13 protein-coding genes are annotated in these 16,928 nt (G+C 38.3%); 2 read left to right on the top strand and 11 right to left on the bottom strand.

From position 1 onward, the window contains the following. Window positions 1-32: 32 nt before the first annotated feature. From allD to fdrA, 6 genes are all read right to left on the bottom strand, one after another. Window positions 33-1,094, bottom strand: a complete 1,062-nt coding sequence (allD, locus tag AB1I62_RS02310; RefSeq protein ID WP_010708246.1) for an ureidoglycolate dehydrogenase — start codon at window positions 1,092-1,094, stop codon at window positions 33-35. An 89-nt stretch (window positions 1,095-1,183) separates the two neighbouring features. Then, a complete protein-coding gene (locus AB1I62_RS02305; RefSeq protein ID WP_002361159.1) occupies window positions 1,184-2,404 on the bottom strand; it encodes a dicarboxylate/amino acid:cation symporter in 1,221 nt (406 codons plus the stop codon). A gap of 6 nt (window positions 2,405-2,410) precedes the next feature. Beyond that, window positions 2,411-3,349, bottom strand: coding sequence for a carbamate kinase (gene arcC, locus AB1I62_RS02300; protein ID WP_002355252.1), 939 nt, complete (start codon window positions 3,347-3,349; stop codon window positions 2,411-2,413). Window positions 3,350-3,483: 134 nt separating this feature from the next. After that, entirely contained in the window at window positions 3,484-4,737 is a 1,254-nt protein-coding gene (locus AB1I62_RS02295; RefSeq protein WP_002355251.1) for an MFS transporter, read from the bottom strand. Between the two features lie 9 nt (window positions 4,738-4,746). Then, complete coding sequence (locus AB1I62_RS02290; protein WP_002355250.1) at window positions 4,747-5,580, bottom strand: DUF2877 domain-containing protein; 834 nt, start codon at window positions 5,578-5,580, stop codon at window positions 4,747-4,749. Beyond that, window positions 5,573-8,584 (bottom strand): acyl-CoA synthetase FdrA, encoded by a 3,012-nt coding sequence (gene fdrA, locus AB1I62_RS02285; RefSeq protein ID WP_367018987.1) that lies wholly within the window; start codon window positions 8,582-8,584, stop codon window positions 5,573-5,575. Before fdrA ends, AB1I62_RS02290 begins: the two co-directional genes overlap by 8 nt. A gap of 122 nt (window positions 8,585-8,706) precedes the next feature. On the opposite strand from fdrA, the gene AB1I62_RS02280 reads away from it, so the two are divergent. Beyond that, window positions 8,707-10,299, top strand: coding sequence for a PucR family transcriptional regulator (locus AB1I62_RS02280; protein WP_104859236.1), 1,593 nt, complete (start codon window positions 8,707-8,709; stop codon window positions 10,297-10,299). Next, window positions 10,274-11,086, top strand: a complete 813-nt coding sequence (locus AB1I62_RS02275) for an alpha/beta hydrolase (RefSeq protein WP_048737134.1) — start codon at window positions 10,274-10,276, stop codon at window positions 11,084-11,086. Before AB1I62_RS02280 ends, AB1I62_RS02275 begins: the two co-directional genes overlap by 26 nt. Window positions 11,087-11,126: 40 nt before the next feature. Here AB1I62_RS02275 and AB1I62_RS02270 read toward each other — a convergent pair whose 3' ends face one another. The 5 genes from AB1I62_RS02270 to AB1I62_RS02250 all read right to left on the bottom strand — a co-directional run bounded on the left by AB1I62_RS02270 (window position 11,127) and on the right by AB1I62_RS02250 (window position 16,759). Then, window positions 11,127-12,338, bottom strand: a complete 1,212-nt coding sequence (locus AB1I62_RS02270; protein WP_048737136.1) for an amidohydrolase family protein — start codon at window positions 12,336-12,338, stop codon at window positions 11,127-11,129. A 51-nt stretch (window positions 12,339-12,389) separates the two neighbouring features. Continuing rightward, a complete protein-coding gene (locus tag AB1I62_RS02265; RefSeq protein WP_010824369.1) occupies window positions 12,390-13,193 on the bottom strand; it encodes an ankyrin repeat domain-containing protein in 804 nt (267 codons plus the stop codon). Window positions 13,194-13,366: 173 nt separating this feature from the next. Next, window positions 13,367-14,410, bottom strand: coding sequence for a DUF4822 domain-containing protein (locus AB1I62_RS02260; protein ID WP_002387660.1), 1,044 nt, complete (start codon window positions 14,408-14,410; stop codon window positions 13,367-13,369). Between the two features lie 221 nt (window positions 14,411-14,631). Then, window positions 14,632-15,597, bottom strand: a complete 966-nt coding sequence (locus AB1I62_RS02255; protein ID WP_048737139.1) for a DUF4822 domain-containing protein — start codon at window positions 15,595-15,597, stop codon at window positions 14,632-14,634. A gap of 184 nt (window positions 15,598-15,781) precedes the next feature. Beyond that, window positions 15,782-16,759, bottom strand: a complete 978-nt coding sequence (locus AB1I62_RS02250; RefSeq protein WP_016618112.1) for a DUF4822 domain-containing protein — start codon at window positions 16,757-16,759, stop codon at window positions 15,782-15,784. Window positions 16,760-16,928: the final 169 nt, after the last annotated feature.

The raw sequence follows: 16,928 nt of genomic DNA, 5'->3' as shown, positions 1-16,928 counted from the left end.
AACGCAGCAGCGAATACTCTCTGCGCTCCTCATTATTTGGCAAAGGCACCTTGCCCGCCATATTTATCGTAATGTACAATCTCACTAACTAAATAATCATAAATACTTTGTGGAATTTCAATGCCTTCTGACATGGCTTTTTGATAGTTTAGCTGACCAATTTCTCCTGGATAGTAAACTTGTTGAAACCCTTCTGCTGTAGGCACACTATGAAGTTCTTCCACCATTTGATTAATATTTTCTTTAAATCGTTCAGAATCTGTAAAGCGGCTTGGATCAATGATTAAAAACATCTGTCCCAGATTCCGTTTCTCCGTTAAATCCGCATACATGGAGCTGACATGTTTGCCAAAAGGTAAGCCTAACAACGAACCAGCTAAGACATCGACCATCATCATTAGTCCATATCCTTTTGGTCCTGAAATCGGCAATAAACCTCGTACTTCATAAGGATCAGTCGTTGGCTGGCCTTTTTCGTCTACTGCCCACGTGTCGGGAATTTCAACATCTCTTGAACGTGCATCTAAAATTTTCCCCCACGCCTGTACTGTCGTAGCCATATCAAACACGACTGGTTCATGACCTGCTCTAGGTGCTGCAAAAGCGATTGGATTTGTCCCAAAATAATTGCTTGTACCACCAAACGGTACCACCATTGGATCAGATTGACACATCGAAAGAGCAACCATGCCTTGTTCCGCTGCTTTTTTAACATAATACGATAACGTCCCGCTATGACTCGTTTGAGAAACGCCAACATATGCTAACCCTGATTCTTTGGCTAGGTCAACTGCAGCAGCTAATGCTTCGTTACAAACAAATTGACCCACGCCATTATCGCCATGAAAAATGGCAGTGGACGGTCCAGTTTTTTCAAATGATAATTCGGGGTCAATCGTGATCCCGCCTTTTGCAATCCGTTCCGCATAATAATCCATACGAACCGCCCCGTGTGAATGAATACCGCTAGCATCTGCAAAAGTTAAATGTCGAGCAACTTCTTCGGCATGTTCAGAATGTAAACCAGCAGCTTCTAATTTTTGCTTCATCAGCTTTTCTAATTTTTCCGGTGTAACGACAACCATTTCTTCCATTGCGCTTGCTCCTTTATCATTAATCTTAAAAAAGGGAAAGAAAACAAGTGATTTTCTTCTTCGTCCTTGCATTTCCTCCCCTTTTTTCACTACTTATTGCTACTGTTAAAGACAGTATAGTCAATTTCATCCACTGATTTTGCAACTAGAATAGCAGAGTAAACATCTGAATTGACATTTAAAATTGTTCGTAACATGCCAACAAACCATTCGACGCCTGCAAAAATTGCAATACTCTCAATGGGTAAACCCATTTGCGGAACAATCACTGCCAGTGAGACTAAGCCCGCACCGGGAACAACTGCGTTTGCTAGTGAGACAAACGTTGCTGTAATTGCTAAGTAAATCATTTTCGTAATATCAAACTCTAGCTGATACATCTGAGCGATAGTCATTACAGTAAAAGCCATATGCATCGCTGAACCGTTACTGTTTAACGACATACCTAACGGCAACACTAAGTTAGTAATTCGCTTACTTAAACCTAATTTTGTTTCTGTTTCTTCCAAAGCTACTGGTAAAGTAATTGCTGAAGAAGTTGTCGCCAAGGCCATCACAGACATATTTTTCATGTTTGTAATTAAACGTAGTGGACTTACTTTACAGTACAATGTGATAACCAAAATCCAGATGCCCAAAAATAAAATAGTTCCTAATCCATAGACCAATAGATACTTCACTAACGGTAAAATAATTTGAAGGCCTAAGTGACTAATTGTTGAAGCAATTAAAGCAAAAATCCCCAGAGGTGCTAGATACATGACGTATCGAATGACTGTAATGATAACTTCATTAAAGTCCACAATTATTTGGAAGAGTTGTGTCTCTGGATGGCTTTGTAAGTATTTATTCAGTGCTAAACCAAAAAATAATGCAAAGACAATAATTTGAATAATCGATCCTTGAGTCAGTGAATCAAAAATATTTTTCGGAACGAAATTTAAAATCGTATCAGTGATTGAGATTTCTTGCGCTTTAATAGAAGCATCTTGGAAGCCAGTCATTTTAACACCGTATCCTGGATTAAAAATGACTGCCATTAGGACGCCCCATAAAGCGGCAGCTAAGGAGGAAATCCCGAAAACAGCGATTGTTCTACCCCCAAGGCTCGTTAATTCTTTTGGATTAATACTGCCAACTGCTTGGACAATTTGCCCTAAGATCAAGATAGGAATAGCCATTTGCATCAGTCGCAAAAAGACATCTCCAACTATTTTCAAGTAATTGCCGCTAGCAGGAATCAAGAGTCCTACGAGGATTCCTACGACAACAGCAATTGCAATTTGGGTGATCATGGACGGTTTTTTCATGGTAAACTACCCCTTTTGACTGATCACAGTTCCTGCTTCTTTATCGATGTTTTCTAAGTTTTCGATAGAAGTAATGATTGCTTTCCGTTTGTCATCACCTTTTACGAAGTCTAAGGCAGCTTCGATTTTTGGTAGCATACTACCAGCAGCAAAGTGACCTTCTTTAATGTATTCTTCTGCTTCGGCTACACTGATTTGTTCTAATGCTTTTTGATCTGGTTGATTGTAATTAATGTAGATGTTATCAACGCCTGTCAAAATAATCAAACGGTCTGCATCAACGTTTTCAGCTAAAACACGTGCAGAGAAATCTTTGTCGTTAACCGCTTCCACGCCTACGTATTGTCCGTCTTCTGCTACGACCGGAATGCCCCCGCCACCAGAACAGATAGTTAAAACGTCCGCCTCTACTAAAGCACGAACCGCCTCTTTTTCAACAATTTCTTTAGGCATTGGTGATGGAACAACTTTTCGGTAGCCACGGCCAGCATCTTCCACATACGTAGAGCCATCTTTGGCTGCTTCCGCGTCAGCTTCTTCTTTTGTATAGAATGGACCAATTGGTTTGGATGGTTTTTTAAACGAAGGATCTTCTTTGTCCACACGCACTTGCGTAACTACAGAGATAACTGGTTTAGCAATGTTACGTTTTTCAAACTCATTAGTTAAAGCATTTTGTAACCAGTAACCGATGCTTCCTTGTGTCATCGCAACACAAGTATCCAATTTCAACGCTGGATTTTTTTCACTTTCGCCTGCTTTTTGTTGTAAAAGCAAATTCCCTACTTGTGGTCCGTTTCCGTGACAGACAATGACTTGTTCCCCTTTAGCAACAAATTCTGCAATATATTTGGCCGCGTGATTAACGACGGCTTTTTGGCCTTCATCTGTTGGATCCGTATCTAAAATAGCATTCCCACCTAGGGCAATTACGTTTAAACTCATTGATTGATTCGCTCCTTTTTAGTAAAGCAAAGACAAAATCTTTTCAGTATCGACGGATAAGAAATAATTTGTTTACGAAATGAAAGATTTTGTCTTGCTCATTTTGATTGTTTCAGTCATTATCGAAGGGATAATTAACCTAATTTCGGTTTACTTTCATCTTTAGCTAAGAAAGCAAAAGCTAGTAAACCAATAACTAATAGTACACAAGAAAGATAGAAGCCAACTTGCATTGAGCCTGCTGTATCTGCTAAATATCCTGTGACATACGGTGCTAGGATTGACCCTGACATCCCGATAAAATTATAGGCACTTAACGTTGTTCCTAAGGCCGCTTTTGGTGCATGTTTGGTAACAAAAGTCACCATAATTGGATCTAACGCTAATTTCCCTGTTAACCCATAAAGAATTAAAACAGAAATTAACAATGTCCGATTTGTTACAAAAGCAATCGCAAAGACAGATAGGATTGCTAAAGGTACTAATGTAAAGACTAATTTTTTCGTCGCACCTGTTTTATCATTCAAACGAGCGAAGATTAAGGCGCCTGGAATAGAGGCCCATGGTACAAGTGATGAAATAAAACCAACGCTCGCTCCTGTAAAGCCACGTTCAGCAATTAAAAATTGTGGCAACCAAGTAATAATAACAAAGTTTGCATAAATACTTGTGAAACATAAAATAAATGCGGCTAATAAATTACGATTTGAGAAAATTTCTTTTAATGAGATCTTTTCTTGCGGTCCTTCTTCAGCAGCTGCTCGTGCAGCTTCTTCACCAGGACGAATCACTTTTTCTTTCAAAATTGTATAGAAAAGAATTCCTACGATAAACGTTGGAATCGCCATGATAAAGAATGGTTTGCTCCAATGTTCACCATTTTCTAAAACCAACTTACTTGAAAGTAGGTACCCACCTGATGTACCGAAAGCCATCCCACTATTGATGATGGCATTACCGATGGTCCGTTTACTTGCTGGAATCGCTTCTGTCGATAGCGCATATTGCGGGCCATAGTAAGCTCCTTGACCAATACCAGCAATTGCACGAATGACTAAAAACATAACAAAGGTTGTCGCTAATCCACTAAAATAAGTAGAAATAGCAAGAACGATAAACCCAACAGCAATGACTAATTTCCGCCCAATTTTATCGCCAATCATCCCAAAAGGAATCTGTGCAACAGCATAGGTTAGAAAGAAGATACTATTGGCTAAACCAAGTTGTGTGTTACTTAGACCAAATTGTTCTCCAATGACCCCCATCACTGGATTAAAAATAGTTCGTGTTGCGTACATTAAAATCCAGCCTACGAAGAAAATGGCTACGACTTTAATCCAGTAACTATTGCTCACTTGCACTGCTTGATTTTTTTTACTATTCTCCATGTCTTCTCCTCACTTCTCATCTAACTCTACAGATTGTAAAGCTAGTAACATTCCAAATGACATATCTTTACCAGAGGAATGTCCGATTTGTATAATTCTGTCAATATTTTCGTCAACTCTATTATCCCGATGGTTCTCCAAATCCAAGAGTAACTGATACAACAATGAATTTACATATCCTTTAGCCGAGCTTGCAATATAGCCTTTACTAACATCTGTTGTGGATAAATTTGCTGCCGAAAGAGTAGCGGCTAACGCCGCAGCTCTTTCATCAGCAAGTATGAACAGAATTGTTTGATACGCTACTAAAATGTCATCACCACTCGGGGTTAACCCTTTGCCCCGACCAATCAGATAATTCGTTACTTCTTGCCATTCCGATAGTGTCCAAACTTTTTGTTTTTGGCTCATTTTTTTGAAAATATGCTTTGCTCGTTCGTCTAAAGGCAGGCCAATTCTACGTTCTAAGTTTCTCGCTAATAAGCGGTCTCGCAACAAGCGTAATTGGTCTTTTTCTAACTTGAAATGAGTAATGTTTAAAGAAACGACCTCGGCAGGTGTGAGTTGGATCGTTTTCACGCCGACTGTACTGTAAAAGGTCAACTGATTTTCTGTGATTTTGACTTTATTACCTTGTTGTACATACGGAAAGATTTCTTGAAACAATTGATCTGGCAAAAACATACCAAAGCTTGATAAATAATTATGGAAGTTTGCAACATTGATTAATTGATCCTGGACTTTCAGATTAAATGAACGTTCAAAAACACTGTGAATGGTTCCCATCTTGCCATATTGGTGGATAGGAAAAATGTAGTCACTAATGACTAGTTGGTTATTCAACCGTAATGCCTAGTTTCTCAGCATACGCTTCTAGGGCTTTTTCAAAACAGCCTAGAGGTGCTCTAACTGTCCCTGCACCAATTTGACCAACACCGGCATTTTTGTGTGCAATCCCTGTATTGATGATTGGTGTAATTCCCAATTCCACCACTTTACGGATATCAATTCCTAAACAAGTTCCTTGGAAATCCCAAGTTGGAATTGAGAATGTTGGGTTGTGTCCTTCACAGATTTTTGCCATTTCATTTGAGGTTGCTAACGCATCTTCAAAGCCACCTGCACCAACAAACCGTGTTACGCCAGGTGCAGCTACCATAGCCATTGCTCCAACGCCTACTGTTTCAGTAATTGCACTATCCCCGACATCAGGATTTCCGTCTTCTTCGCTGAAACCAGTGAAGTAAAGACCTTTTGGTGTATTTACTGGTGCGGTATGCCATTGATCGCCTGTTTCTGCAATCCGGACCCCAAAGTTCACGCCGTTACGAGTCATCGTTGTGACAATCGTTCCGTTGGTATCTTTACGGGCACCATCAACAATTGCTTTTCCAGTTGCCATCATGACATTTAAGAAGAATTGATCTGTGTCAGCTAAGAATTTGATTACTTCGTATTTTTGATCTTCTGGAATATCTGTTTTGATAATTAATGGAGACAATTCTTTTAAGAAGTTCAAAGATGCGGCAATATTTCTTTGGTGGAACTCGTCACCCATTGTAATAGAGCGCGCAATCAATACGTTTAAGTTCAAGCCTTCTTCAGAAAGTTTCAAGGCTTTCGCAATCGTTGGTCCTAAAACATCTTTAATCCAATCTAAACGATCAACCACTTCTTGTGAATAAGCACCAAAACGTAATACTTTACCGATACCTTCATTCAAGATACAGTATGCTTCGTTACCTTCTAAGCGATTTTCTACAACAAAGACTGGCATATTACCAGAAGTAATACCGCCCATTGGTCCAACTGCTTTTACATGGTGACAAGGAATGAAACGTACTTCGCCAGCTTCAAAAATCTTCAAAGCATCTTCTTCGTTGTCTGCCCAACGTTCGAATAATGCTGCACCGATACAAGCACCTTTCATTGGTCCAGTCATTTCAGACCATTGGATTGGTGGTCCAGCATGAAGTAATGTTTTTTGTGCGTCATCATTTAATTCTGGAATCACTGATTTCGCAGGTACCACATCTACTAAGAATGGTTGTGCATTTTTAATTTTGTCTGTTACTTTGTGATTTTCAGCTTCGATTTGTTCACTGTAATCTTCCAAAGCATCCAAAATTTTAATCATTTTTTTATTGCCGTTAGCACGCGGACGCCAGTTGAATTGAACAGTTTGGCCACCGTAATCAACGATTGATTCTGTAAAGCTTTGCAACCCAACGTTAATAATTCTTGGTTTGGTTGTTAATAGTTCCATTACTTTTTCGCCTGGTTTTGGTACATCGACAGTTGGTCCGTTGTAAGCAACCACTTCTTTATCGTCTTCTGAAATTTCGATTCCTTTTAGCAATAGAGCTAATTGAACAGCTTTAGCATTGCTTTCTGCAACTAAAACGCCGCCTTCTTTCAAACGATCAACCGATGATTGGTAATTTTGCGGATCTTTCGTCGTCCCACAAACAGTTGCAACAAAGTAAAGATCACGTCCGGCTTCTTTGGCTGTGGCACGCGCTTCTTCAATTGCTGGTAATAATGCACCAACCATGTCTTCATGAGCACCGTAGCCTAACACCACATCGAATAAGATAATCCCAGTTTTTTCATCTTGTGCGTATTCACGAATTTTTTCGATACGAACATCTGGGTCAATCATTGGGTGCGGACGACCTTGTGTATACATATCATCACCTAAGTCAATGACTTCATAACCGTGAGATTTCAAGACATAACCTTCTGCTTTCACTAAACCGCCAAGATCTAAAGCTTCAGAAATTAACATACCTGCTTCAGAAGCTAATGTACCACCTGAATATAAGCCTTTTACAACTTTATCTTCTGGTAATGTTGGTACAGCTGGTTTTGCTAATGCTTCAAAGTAATTTTTCTTCACGGCCACATCATTTGCTAAATCAACAGCAATTTTAGCTGTTTCTTCTAATGTATGAGCTAGATAAACTTTGCCTTCGTGACTTGTTGGTTTTTCTCCTAAGAAAATCGCAACGACTGGTTTTGAAATACTTTGTAATAATTCAACCACTTCATCACGAACTTCTTTTGCAGGTGGTTTAGAAATAACTGTAATCACATCGGTTGGTTCGTGATTTTCTAAGGCCATAATAGCATCTTTCACTGTGATAGCGCCTACTTTGTCGCTTAGGTCACGACCACCAGTACCAATGGCGTGAACAACTCCGCCACCTAAGCGGTCAATAATCGTTGTAACTTCTTGAATCCCTGTTCCTGAAGCACCAACAACGCCAATGTTTCCTGGAGAAACAACATTTGTAAAGGCGATTGGAATACTTGAGATAATACCAGTTCCACAGTCAGGGCCCATCATTAGTAAGCCTTTTTCATGCGCTAATTTTTTCAAACGTACTTCATCTTCAATTGACACATTATCCGTGAAAGAGAACACGTGTAAATCATTTTTTAAGGCACGTTCCATTTCTGGCGCACCATATTCACCAGGAATACTGAATAGCGCTACATTCGCCTCTGGTAAAAGATCAAACGCTTCTGACCAAGAAGTTGCTGCTTGTGCTTCTTCACTAGTTCCCTTTGCTGATAAATCATCTAAGAATTCATCAATCGCTGGCATAACTTCTTCCATGATGTTTTCTTTTTCACTGTCAACCACAATCATCATGTCGTTTGCAGATGCACTATTGGCCTCATCCGTTAACAAGTTCGTGTTGTTAAGGATGTCTTTGTTGGCATCTGTTCCCATCATGATTTGACTCATGGTTACACCATCTAATGCATTGATTTTATTGGTCAATAACATTAAGTTGATGGAGTCTTGGTAATTGTTTTTCAAAATTACTGTGTGTAACATTGTTCATCCTCCTATCTATTCCTTACAATGCTATTGTATCGAAACGAGAAAGTGTTTTCATCGGACATAATTCTAAAAAAATGGTATAATTTTTATCCATAAGAGGGAAAAAGGAGAAAACGATGAAATTAAGAGAGTTATTATCGATAGGTGACTTAAAAAAAGGTAAAATTTTGACGAAAGAGATTGGTTTAGACAATGAAGTTGACTCGGCAATGGTCTTAGAAGCGATTGACATTGAGAACTGGAGTAGAAAGAATCAGTTAATTTTGACTTCTTTCTACGCATTGCATGATCTACCCGAAAAAGAGTTGGAAAATTTTTTCGTAAAGATGCGCCGAATTGGCATCAGCGGCTTAATTTTGAAAACAGATCGATTCATTAAAATGATTCCAGAGTGGTTTATCGAATTATGTTTCAATTATGAAATCCCTTTAATTAAAATCACACAAGACATTAGCTATGAAAAAATTCTATTTACGATTTACGAACCTTTGTTGAATTATCAGTCGCATGTCTTACGTACGTATTACGATGTGCGCCAACGTTTCACCAAATTAGAGCGCCACTACCCAACGGTTGAGACGATTATGCAAGAATTTTATGACATCATTAAATTACCCTTCGCTTTAAAAATGTTGGATAAACATCTGGAAATTAGCGATGGCGACTTACCCCATGATGCGATTGTGCTTTCAAGAGAAAAACTAAAAAACAGTGAGTTCACTAAAAATGATTACTCTCTTTTAACACTTTACTCACATGCCAACCCCAAAAAACAGCTGGCACTAGAAGTTTCTATTTTCAATAGTTATTCCACTAATTGTTTACTTCTGGTTTATTTACAAGATGAAAAGATTAAAGAGACGGATTTAGTGATTATCGAAAATGCGATTGATGTCTTACAAGAAAAATTCAATACCGAAAATTTATTAAAAAAAGAACGGTATACTCGTTTGAACAACTTAGCGGATGCTATTTTACAAAATACACCGCAAAATCCTGACGAGCTAAACAGTTTGCTTCGTGAAGTGCAAATGCAAGAACTAGATTCTTACCAAGCGATTGCTTTTTCTACTAAAGACACCAATACACAACTCATGAAAGAACGAATTATTGCCTTACTTCGTACCCTGCGTGTGAAATCCATCTTCTTTGATCAGCTAAATTATTCGGCGGTCCTTTTTAACTTCAATGAAAGTGATGGAAAAATTACCAAGCTGCAATTAAGTCGTTTATTAGCTGAACTTTTAGAAGAAAACGACACGCTTACCGTTGCCGTCAGCAGTTTAAAATCACGAGAAGGGATTAAAGAGCTACTGATTGAATGTCTGGACATTCTGCGCTTTAATGAAACTTTTTATAACGGACCAATTGTCACCTTAGCCGATATTGGGGTATTTAAAAATTTTATCCGCGAAGACCAATTGGAAAATTTAGACGAATTAATTCCTCGCGCACTTTATCAATTAGCCGAAAATAACTACGATTTGTTTGAAACCTTGTACAGTTTTTTCCAAAATAATCGCAATTATAAACAGACCTCTGAAGCGATGTTCCTCCATTCAAAAACGATTCGTTATCGTTTAAACAAAGTGGAACAACTTCTTGATATTGACTTAGCCAATCCCTTGCAATTGTTAAATTATGAAATTGCCACATACATTATAAAGATGAGGAGACGTGCACTTGAAAAACAATCAAACACTCGCTAATGGCGCAGCAGTTACTATCTACCCCACTACGACTGAACCAACGAACTATGTCGTCTATTTACACGGTGGCGGGATGATTTATGGAACCAAAAGTGATTTACCAGAAGAACTGAAGGAGCTGTTTACAAGCAATGGCTATACCGTTTTAGCACTGGACTATTTGTTGGCTCCAAATACAAAAATCGATCACATCTTAGGGACGCTAACAGAAACCTTCCAATTGCTAAACGAAGAGATTATTCAAAATCAGCCCTTTGGTTTGTGCGGACGTTCCGCTGGCGGTTATTTAATGTTACAGTTAACCAAACAATTACAAACACTAAATTTGACGCCACAATTTTTAGTCAATTTTTACGGCTATACAGATTTAGAATTTATTAAAGAGCCACGGAAATTATTAAAGCAAGCCATTTCCGCTAAAGAAATAGCTGTTATCGACCAAACGAAGCCTGTTTGGGATGATCCTTTTCTTTCTCGCTATCTGCTGTATCATTACAGTATTCAGCAAACGCTATTGCCGCACTTTTACGGATTACCAGAAAATGGGGACTGGTCTGCTTACGCACTGTCAGACGAAACATTAAAAACTTTTCCACCTTGTTTCAGTACAGCTAGCAGTTCAGACGAAGAAGTGCCGTTCCGCTATAGCAAAAAAATCGGACGGACCATTCCTGAGAGTACCTTTAAAGCGGTTTACTATTTAGAACATGATTTTTTAAAACAAACCAAAGATCCTTCGGTCATCACTTTATTTGAGCAATTGGATAGCTGGTTGAAGGAACGATAAGCATAACAAAAAAAGAAGCGAGAAATCTCGCTTCTTTTTGTTATTTTTGATAAAGTATGGTTCCTTTTACCACACTGATTTCCACCGGTGTCTGACGAGCGACAAAAGCCGCCGCACATTCTGCTTCAGTGAGTAAGTAAGTTGCTTCAGCACCAACTTGCGGCCAATTTGCTTGCCCTTGTTCGTCTAAAGTTGTGACACCATCTGTCACTAAGCCCAATAATTGGGTTAAAGCATCTTGATCTTTCACATTAAAAAGTTCACCTAAACGAGCCAATTTTTCTTGTAATGAACCATCACCATAGGGAGACCAGCAATCGTAGATATTGTCACAACCAAGATGGACATTGACTCCATGACGTAACAATTCCATAATTGGCGGAATCGTATTAGGTGTGATTGGCACGCTGGAATTAATATGAATTTTTTCTGCTGCTAAAGCATCATAAACTTCGGCACGTTCTTCACCAATGAAATCATTTAACCCGAAGGCATGGCTGATAAATACTTTGTCTTGTAGGCCATATTCTTTCGTTAAACGGATAATTTCTTTAATCGTTGTTGTCCCAGCTTCGTGACGGTCATGTAAATGAATATCCACACCGACACCATGTTTATCTGCTAAGCGGAATGTTTCAGCCAATGATTTTTTGTAATCACCATCTAGTGAATAAGGATCCACGCCACCAATAAAATCGGCACCTTTTGCCAATGCTTGATCAACTAATTCAACGGAATCTGAACGTAGTAAGCCGTGCTGTGGAAAGACGACAATTTCTACCGCAAATGGTTTCGTTTGGGCCAATGCTTGGACTTCATCAAAATAACGTAAGTCTGTCATCGGTTCCACGTCGACATGTGTTCTGAAAGCTGTCGCGCCATGTGGTAATTCTAAGTCGATTAAATGGTTGGCGCGTTCAGTTAAAGAAAGTTCTAAACTATCTAAATAAGGAATTTCTGTTTCGACACGTTCCACAATTGACTTCGCTGGTGTCACCGGATACCACGGAACACCTAGTTTACTTTTATCAAAGTGACAATGTTTTTCAATCAAACCTGGTAAAATCAATTGATGGTGACCATCAATAATTGTCAACCCAGGTTCTTCTACCAATTCTTCATTGGGAATGATTTTCGTAAATACTCCATCTGTTACTTCAATTGCTACTTCTTTGGTTACTGTCCCAGATAACCAGTCACCTTCTTTTTGATACCCTGTTTCAATTCGAACATTTTTTAACCAATAATTCATGCTTTCCTTCACTCCTACCTGTATTTATTCCTTCCCGAAAGGACACAATACTTAGTTGTACTGTGCTAAAATTTTACTAATTTCCGTATAACCTTTTTGCTTGGCATAGTCCATTGCTGTTCGACCAGAATTGTCTTTAATGGATTGATCCGCACCATTTTCCATTAACAATTTTACAATATCTTGGTAAAGTTGGTTCCCTTCACGTAACCCCACTGCCTCAATCAACGCTGTATAGCCAAAGTCATTTTGGAAATCTATGTCTTCTCGTCCATCTTCTAACAAGAGCTTCACATTGTCAATATGTCCTTTTTCAGCTGCCGGAATTAACGCATTGCCACCGTAACGGTTATGCTTATTTAAATCTGGGGTCGCATTTTTTAACATATACGCTAAAATCTCCGTACGTCCTTGCGCTCCCGCATAAAGATAGGGACTATCACTAATGCTATTTTGCAGATTAATATCGGCACCCCGATCAATCAACGCTTTTGCAATCTCAATGTCATTATTGTGAACAGCGATATTGAGCGGTGTGTTGCCTTCTGTGTCGACTTCATCCACTTGATAAGTAGTATTTTGTAAAATTTCCTTGACCTTCTTCGTATCTCGTTGATTGGCTGCTTCTAAAAGCGCACCCACTTCATAGGTCTTCATCGGTTCTTTCACTTCCTCTTTTGATGTTGTTTGAGCCACCGAACGGGTTGTACTGGTGCTTTCAGTTTTTGCACTACTTTGAGTAGTCACCGTTTGACTATTTTTTGACGCTGCGGAGGGTGTTTCTCCTCCTTGACACGCAGCAAGTAATGGAATGGTCACGACACTTAATAGCCCCATTAAAATTTTTTTGTTCATTGTGCTCAACTTCCTTTCCTCGAGAGAAATATGAGATTTTTCTCCAGTGGTTCTAATCTAACGAATCTTTTTTTATTTGTCGATTAAAACGCTTTCTCTGTTTTTCTATTTTAAAAAGAGAGAAACCAAAAGAAGTCGAAACTTTTTTTGGTTTCCATTCGTATGTTTTGTTCTTAAAAGGTAAATTCAGGATTAAAAGTTCCTTGGTATGGTTCATGTTCCACATAGACTTGGATATCGTTTCCTTCGTTATCTTTACCCATTCGTGTGTACGTAAAACGATTATCATTCAATTCTGTTAATTCTAAGACAGCACCATAGCGATTGGTTCCAATCGAAACATGGGCACGGAATTTATTTTGATTTCCTACTTTAAAGTAGCCATAGTCGCCACGAGTTTCACCAGTTTGTAAATTGAAAAATTCATATTTGCTGCTATCTTGGTCAAATTTCGCTAAGCTGATAAAGTTTTGGTTGGCCGAAGTTACGTCATTGCCATCTTTATCCACTACTTTTGTGCCATTCCAAAGAAGTTGCGGTGTCCCATCAAAGGAAGTTTTACCAATAATTTCATCCCCTTGTCGATTTACATCAATCTGGCCTGTTTGTTCTGTCATGGCACGGCGTCCATTCGTGAATTCTAGTGTTCTGGGACGATTATTGGGGTATGGCTGCGGACGACCATAAACTGGTCCTGAGGTTGCTTTGTTTTCTACGAAAACTTCAATATCATTTCCGTTTTTATCTTTCCCCATCTGTCTATACGTAAAAGTATCTTGGTATAAAGTTCTAAGTGGGTATACACCTTGATAATTTTTGGTTTCAGAAATAATTACAAGACGGGAAACATCTGTAATACCAGCGGTCATAAAGAAGGTTCCTTCATCTCCTGTTGATTCTCCAGTCTCTTTATCAAAAAATTCATAGAAACTAGTGGTTGCATCAAATTTGATTGCATGTAATAGGTTTTGATTTTCATCTGTTAAGTCATTCCCGTTTCGATCATAAACGCGTGTTCCAGCCCAATCTTTTTCTGATAATCCTTCATCTTGTCTAATACCAACTGAACGTAAATACTCAGGTAAATCCCCTAAATTATTGGGATTGTCTACGCTTTGAGGAACGTATGCTTCTGCCGTCAAAGCCCCTCCTGCTCCACCAACTAATAACGCACTTAAAGCCAACAACGTAATTGTACCAACGATTTTTTTCTTCATAAACGACTACTCCCTTTCCTTTTGATAATTTAAGGATAGCAAGTAGTTATTAACTCCACCTGTCCATAATATGAACAAATTATTAAATAATAATCATTATAATTATCTTAATAATAATATTTAATTATAACTAATAACAATTTATTTATAGAAGAAGAAGAGAAAACAAAAGAACGTTGAGGGACGTTCTTTTGTTAAATAAGAGAGAAGACAAGAGACTTTTAGAAAGTAAAGGCTGGATGATATGCGCCTTGGTAAGGTTCATGTTCCACGAACACTTGAATATCATTACCAGCATTATCTTTACCCATTCGAGTATACGTAAATCGATCATTGTTTAGTTCCGTTAATTCTAGCGCTGCACCGTAGCGATTCGTACCAATAGATACATGGGCCCGAATCTTGTTATTGTCCACCACTTGGAAGTACCCAAAGTCGCCGCGGGTTTCACCTGTTTGTAAATTGAAAAATTCATATTTACTTGTGTTTGGATCAAATTTCGCTAAACTAATGAAATTTTGATTGGCCGCTGTCACATCATTCCCGTTTTTATCTACGACTTTTGTGCCATTCCACAAGGTTGTTCCTAAAATTTTATCCCCTGATTTATTTGTCACAATTTTGCCAGTTTGATTGGTTAATGCTTCACGTCCATTTGTAAAAGCTAATTTTTTCCCATGATAAGGGATGTGTTCCACGTAAACTTCAACATCATTCCCCAGTTTATCTTTCCCTAAACGCTTGTAAGTAAATTTGTCTTTACTCACTTCGGTTAAATCCACTACGGCTTGATAATTTTGTGTCCGCGAAATTAAAATTCGTTTTGTGCCATCACCCGTCACAAAAAATGTTCCTTCGTCACCACGGGTTTCCCCAGTGTTTTTGTCGAAAAACTCGTAAAAACCGGTTTCACCATCATATTTTGCTAACCCAATAAAATTAGCATTTTCTGCCGTTAAATCATTACCTGCAGCATCATAAACTCGGGTTCCTTGCCAGTCCGTGCCAGATAAAATCTTAGTCACCTTATCGCCTTTTGTTTGGCCATTGTTTTGATGTTTGCCTAAATTTGCTGTAGCACTATTTGGATTGGCTGCATGACCTGCAAATGCTGGACTTGCATAACCTGCTATAAGTAACGTACTTAATGTTACTAAAGTAATCGAACTTAATACTTTCTTTTTCATAAAGCATCGCTCCTTTTCTTTGATAAACCTATCTTAACAAACGATTCTAAACTACCACTGTCAGAAAAATGAACAATTTATAAACGATTAAAAACAACTATAAACTATTTTTTTGTTAAAAATGAAGCGGTCAAAAGAATCCTTTACTTCCTTTTGACCGCTTCATCCACTCGTGATTGACCAATTAGAACGTGAAGTCTGGCGTAAAGTCTCCTTCATATGGTTCATGTTCTACAAAGACTTTAATTTCTTTGCCATTGTTGTCTTTACCCATTCGTGTATACGTAAAACGTTTATCATTTAATTCTGTTAATTCTAACGCAGCTCCATATTTATTGTCACCAATTGAAACGTGGGCCCGGATTTTGTTATTATCAATTACTTGGAAGTAACCAAAATCTCCACGGGTTTTACCCGTTTCTAAATCAAAGAATTCATATTTACTTGTTTTATTATCAAATTTCGCTAAACTAATAAACATTTTATTTGCTTCAGTAACATCGTTACCGTCTTCATCTAAAACTTTCGTGCCATTCCATAATGTAGCCCCTAAAATGTCATCCCCAGGTTCACTGGTAACAATCTTGCCAGTTTCTGTTTCTAAATCTTTACGGCCATTCGTAAAGGTTAATTTCTCGTCAGAATAAGGGATATGTTCTACAAAGACTTCTACATCTTTCCCGTCTTTATCTTTACCCATTCGCTTATAGGTAAATTTATCTTTCGTCACTTCCGTTAAATCGACCACCGCTTGATAGTTTTGTGTATCCGAAATTAAGATACGCTTTTCGCCATCGTCTGTCACAAAGAATGTGCCTTCATCGCCACGGGTTTCACCTGTTTCTTTGTCGAAAAATTCATAAAAACCTGTTTCACCATCATATTTTGCTAAACCAATAAAATTAGCATTTTCTGCTGTTAAATCATTATTGTTTTTGTCGTAAACTTTTGTGCCTTGCCAATCAGTACTGGATAAAATTTCTGTTAATTCTTGTCCTTTTGATTGCTCTTTAGCTGCTTCTGCTGAACTAGAGACTGCAGTGCTTGAGCTAGCTGCACTTGATTTATCTGTTGCAGAGTTGGCTCCGCCAGCACAGCCTGCAATCAACAACGTACTAAAGGTTAATAAGGTAATCGTACTAAAAACTTTTTTCTTTTTCATAGTTGGTAATCCCCTTTTTTCTTTTTGATATACCTAGAATAGCAAAGCCTTATAAACTCCTACTTGCCGAAAAATGAACAAATTATAAACAAATGAAAAAAAGTTAATAACAATACTAGCTTTTTTTTGTTCACTTGTAATACACTATAAGTAAGAAATAGATTAAAAC

Origin of the sequence: Enterococcus sp. AN402, from assembly GCF_040719405.1 — a bacterium.
GTDB classification, from domain to species: Bacteria; Bacillota; Bacilli; order Lactobacillales; family Enterococcaceae; genus Enterococcus; species Enterococcus faecalis.
Note: the sequence above shows the minus strand (reverse complement) of the source record. Positions and strands in the feature narration are given on the sequence as shown.

Excerpts from the sequence above, each read along its gene's own strand:
- allD (WP_010708246.1), bottom strand. The coding sequence starts at position 1,094 with ATGGAAGAAATGGTTGTCGTTACACCGGAAAAATTAGAAAAGCTGATG.
- AB1I62_RS02305 (WP_002361159.1), bottom strand. The coding sequence starts at position 2,404 with ATGAAAAAACCGTCCATGATCACCCAAATTGCAATTGCTGTTGTCGTA.
- arcC (WP_002355252.1), bottom strand. The coding sequence starts at position 3,349 with ATGAGTTTAAACGTAATTGCCCTAGGTGGGAATGCTATTTTAGATACG.
- AB1I62_RS02295 (WP_002355251.1), bottom strand. The coding sequence starts at position 4,737 with ATGGAGAATAGTAAAAAAAATCAAGCAGTGCAAGTGAGCAATAGTTAC.
- fdrA (WP_367018987.1), bottom strand. The coding sequence starts at position 8,584 with ATGTTACACACAGTAATTTTGAAAAACAATTACCAAGACTCCATCAAC.
- AB1I62_RS02280 (WP_104859236.1), top strand. The coding sequence starts at position 8,707 with ATGAAATTAAGAGAGTTATTATCGATAGGTGACTTAAAAAAAGGTAAA.
- AB1I62_RS02270 (WP_048737136.1), bottom strand. The coding sequence starts at position 12,338 with ATGAATTATTGGTTAAAAAATGTTCGAATTGAAACAGGGTATCAAAAA.
- AB1I62_RS02265 (WP_010824369.1), bottom strand. The coding sequence starts at position 13,193 with ATGAACAAAAAAATTTTAATGGGGCTATTAAGTGTCGTGACCATTCCA.
- AB1I62_RS02260 (WP_002387660.1), bottom strand. The coding sequence starts at position 14,410 with ATGAAGAAAAAAATCGTTGGTACAATTACGTTGTTGGCTTTAAGTGCG.
- AB1I62_RS02255 (WP_048737139.1), bottom strand. The coding sequence starts at position 15,597 with ATGAAAAAGAAAGTATTAAGTTCGATTACTTTAGTAACATTAAGTACG.
- AB1I62_RS02250 (WP_016618112.1), bottom strand. The coding sequence starts at position 16,759 with ATGAAAAAGAAAAAAGTTTTTAGTACGATTACCTTATTAACCTTTAGT.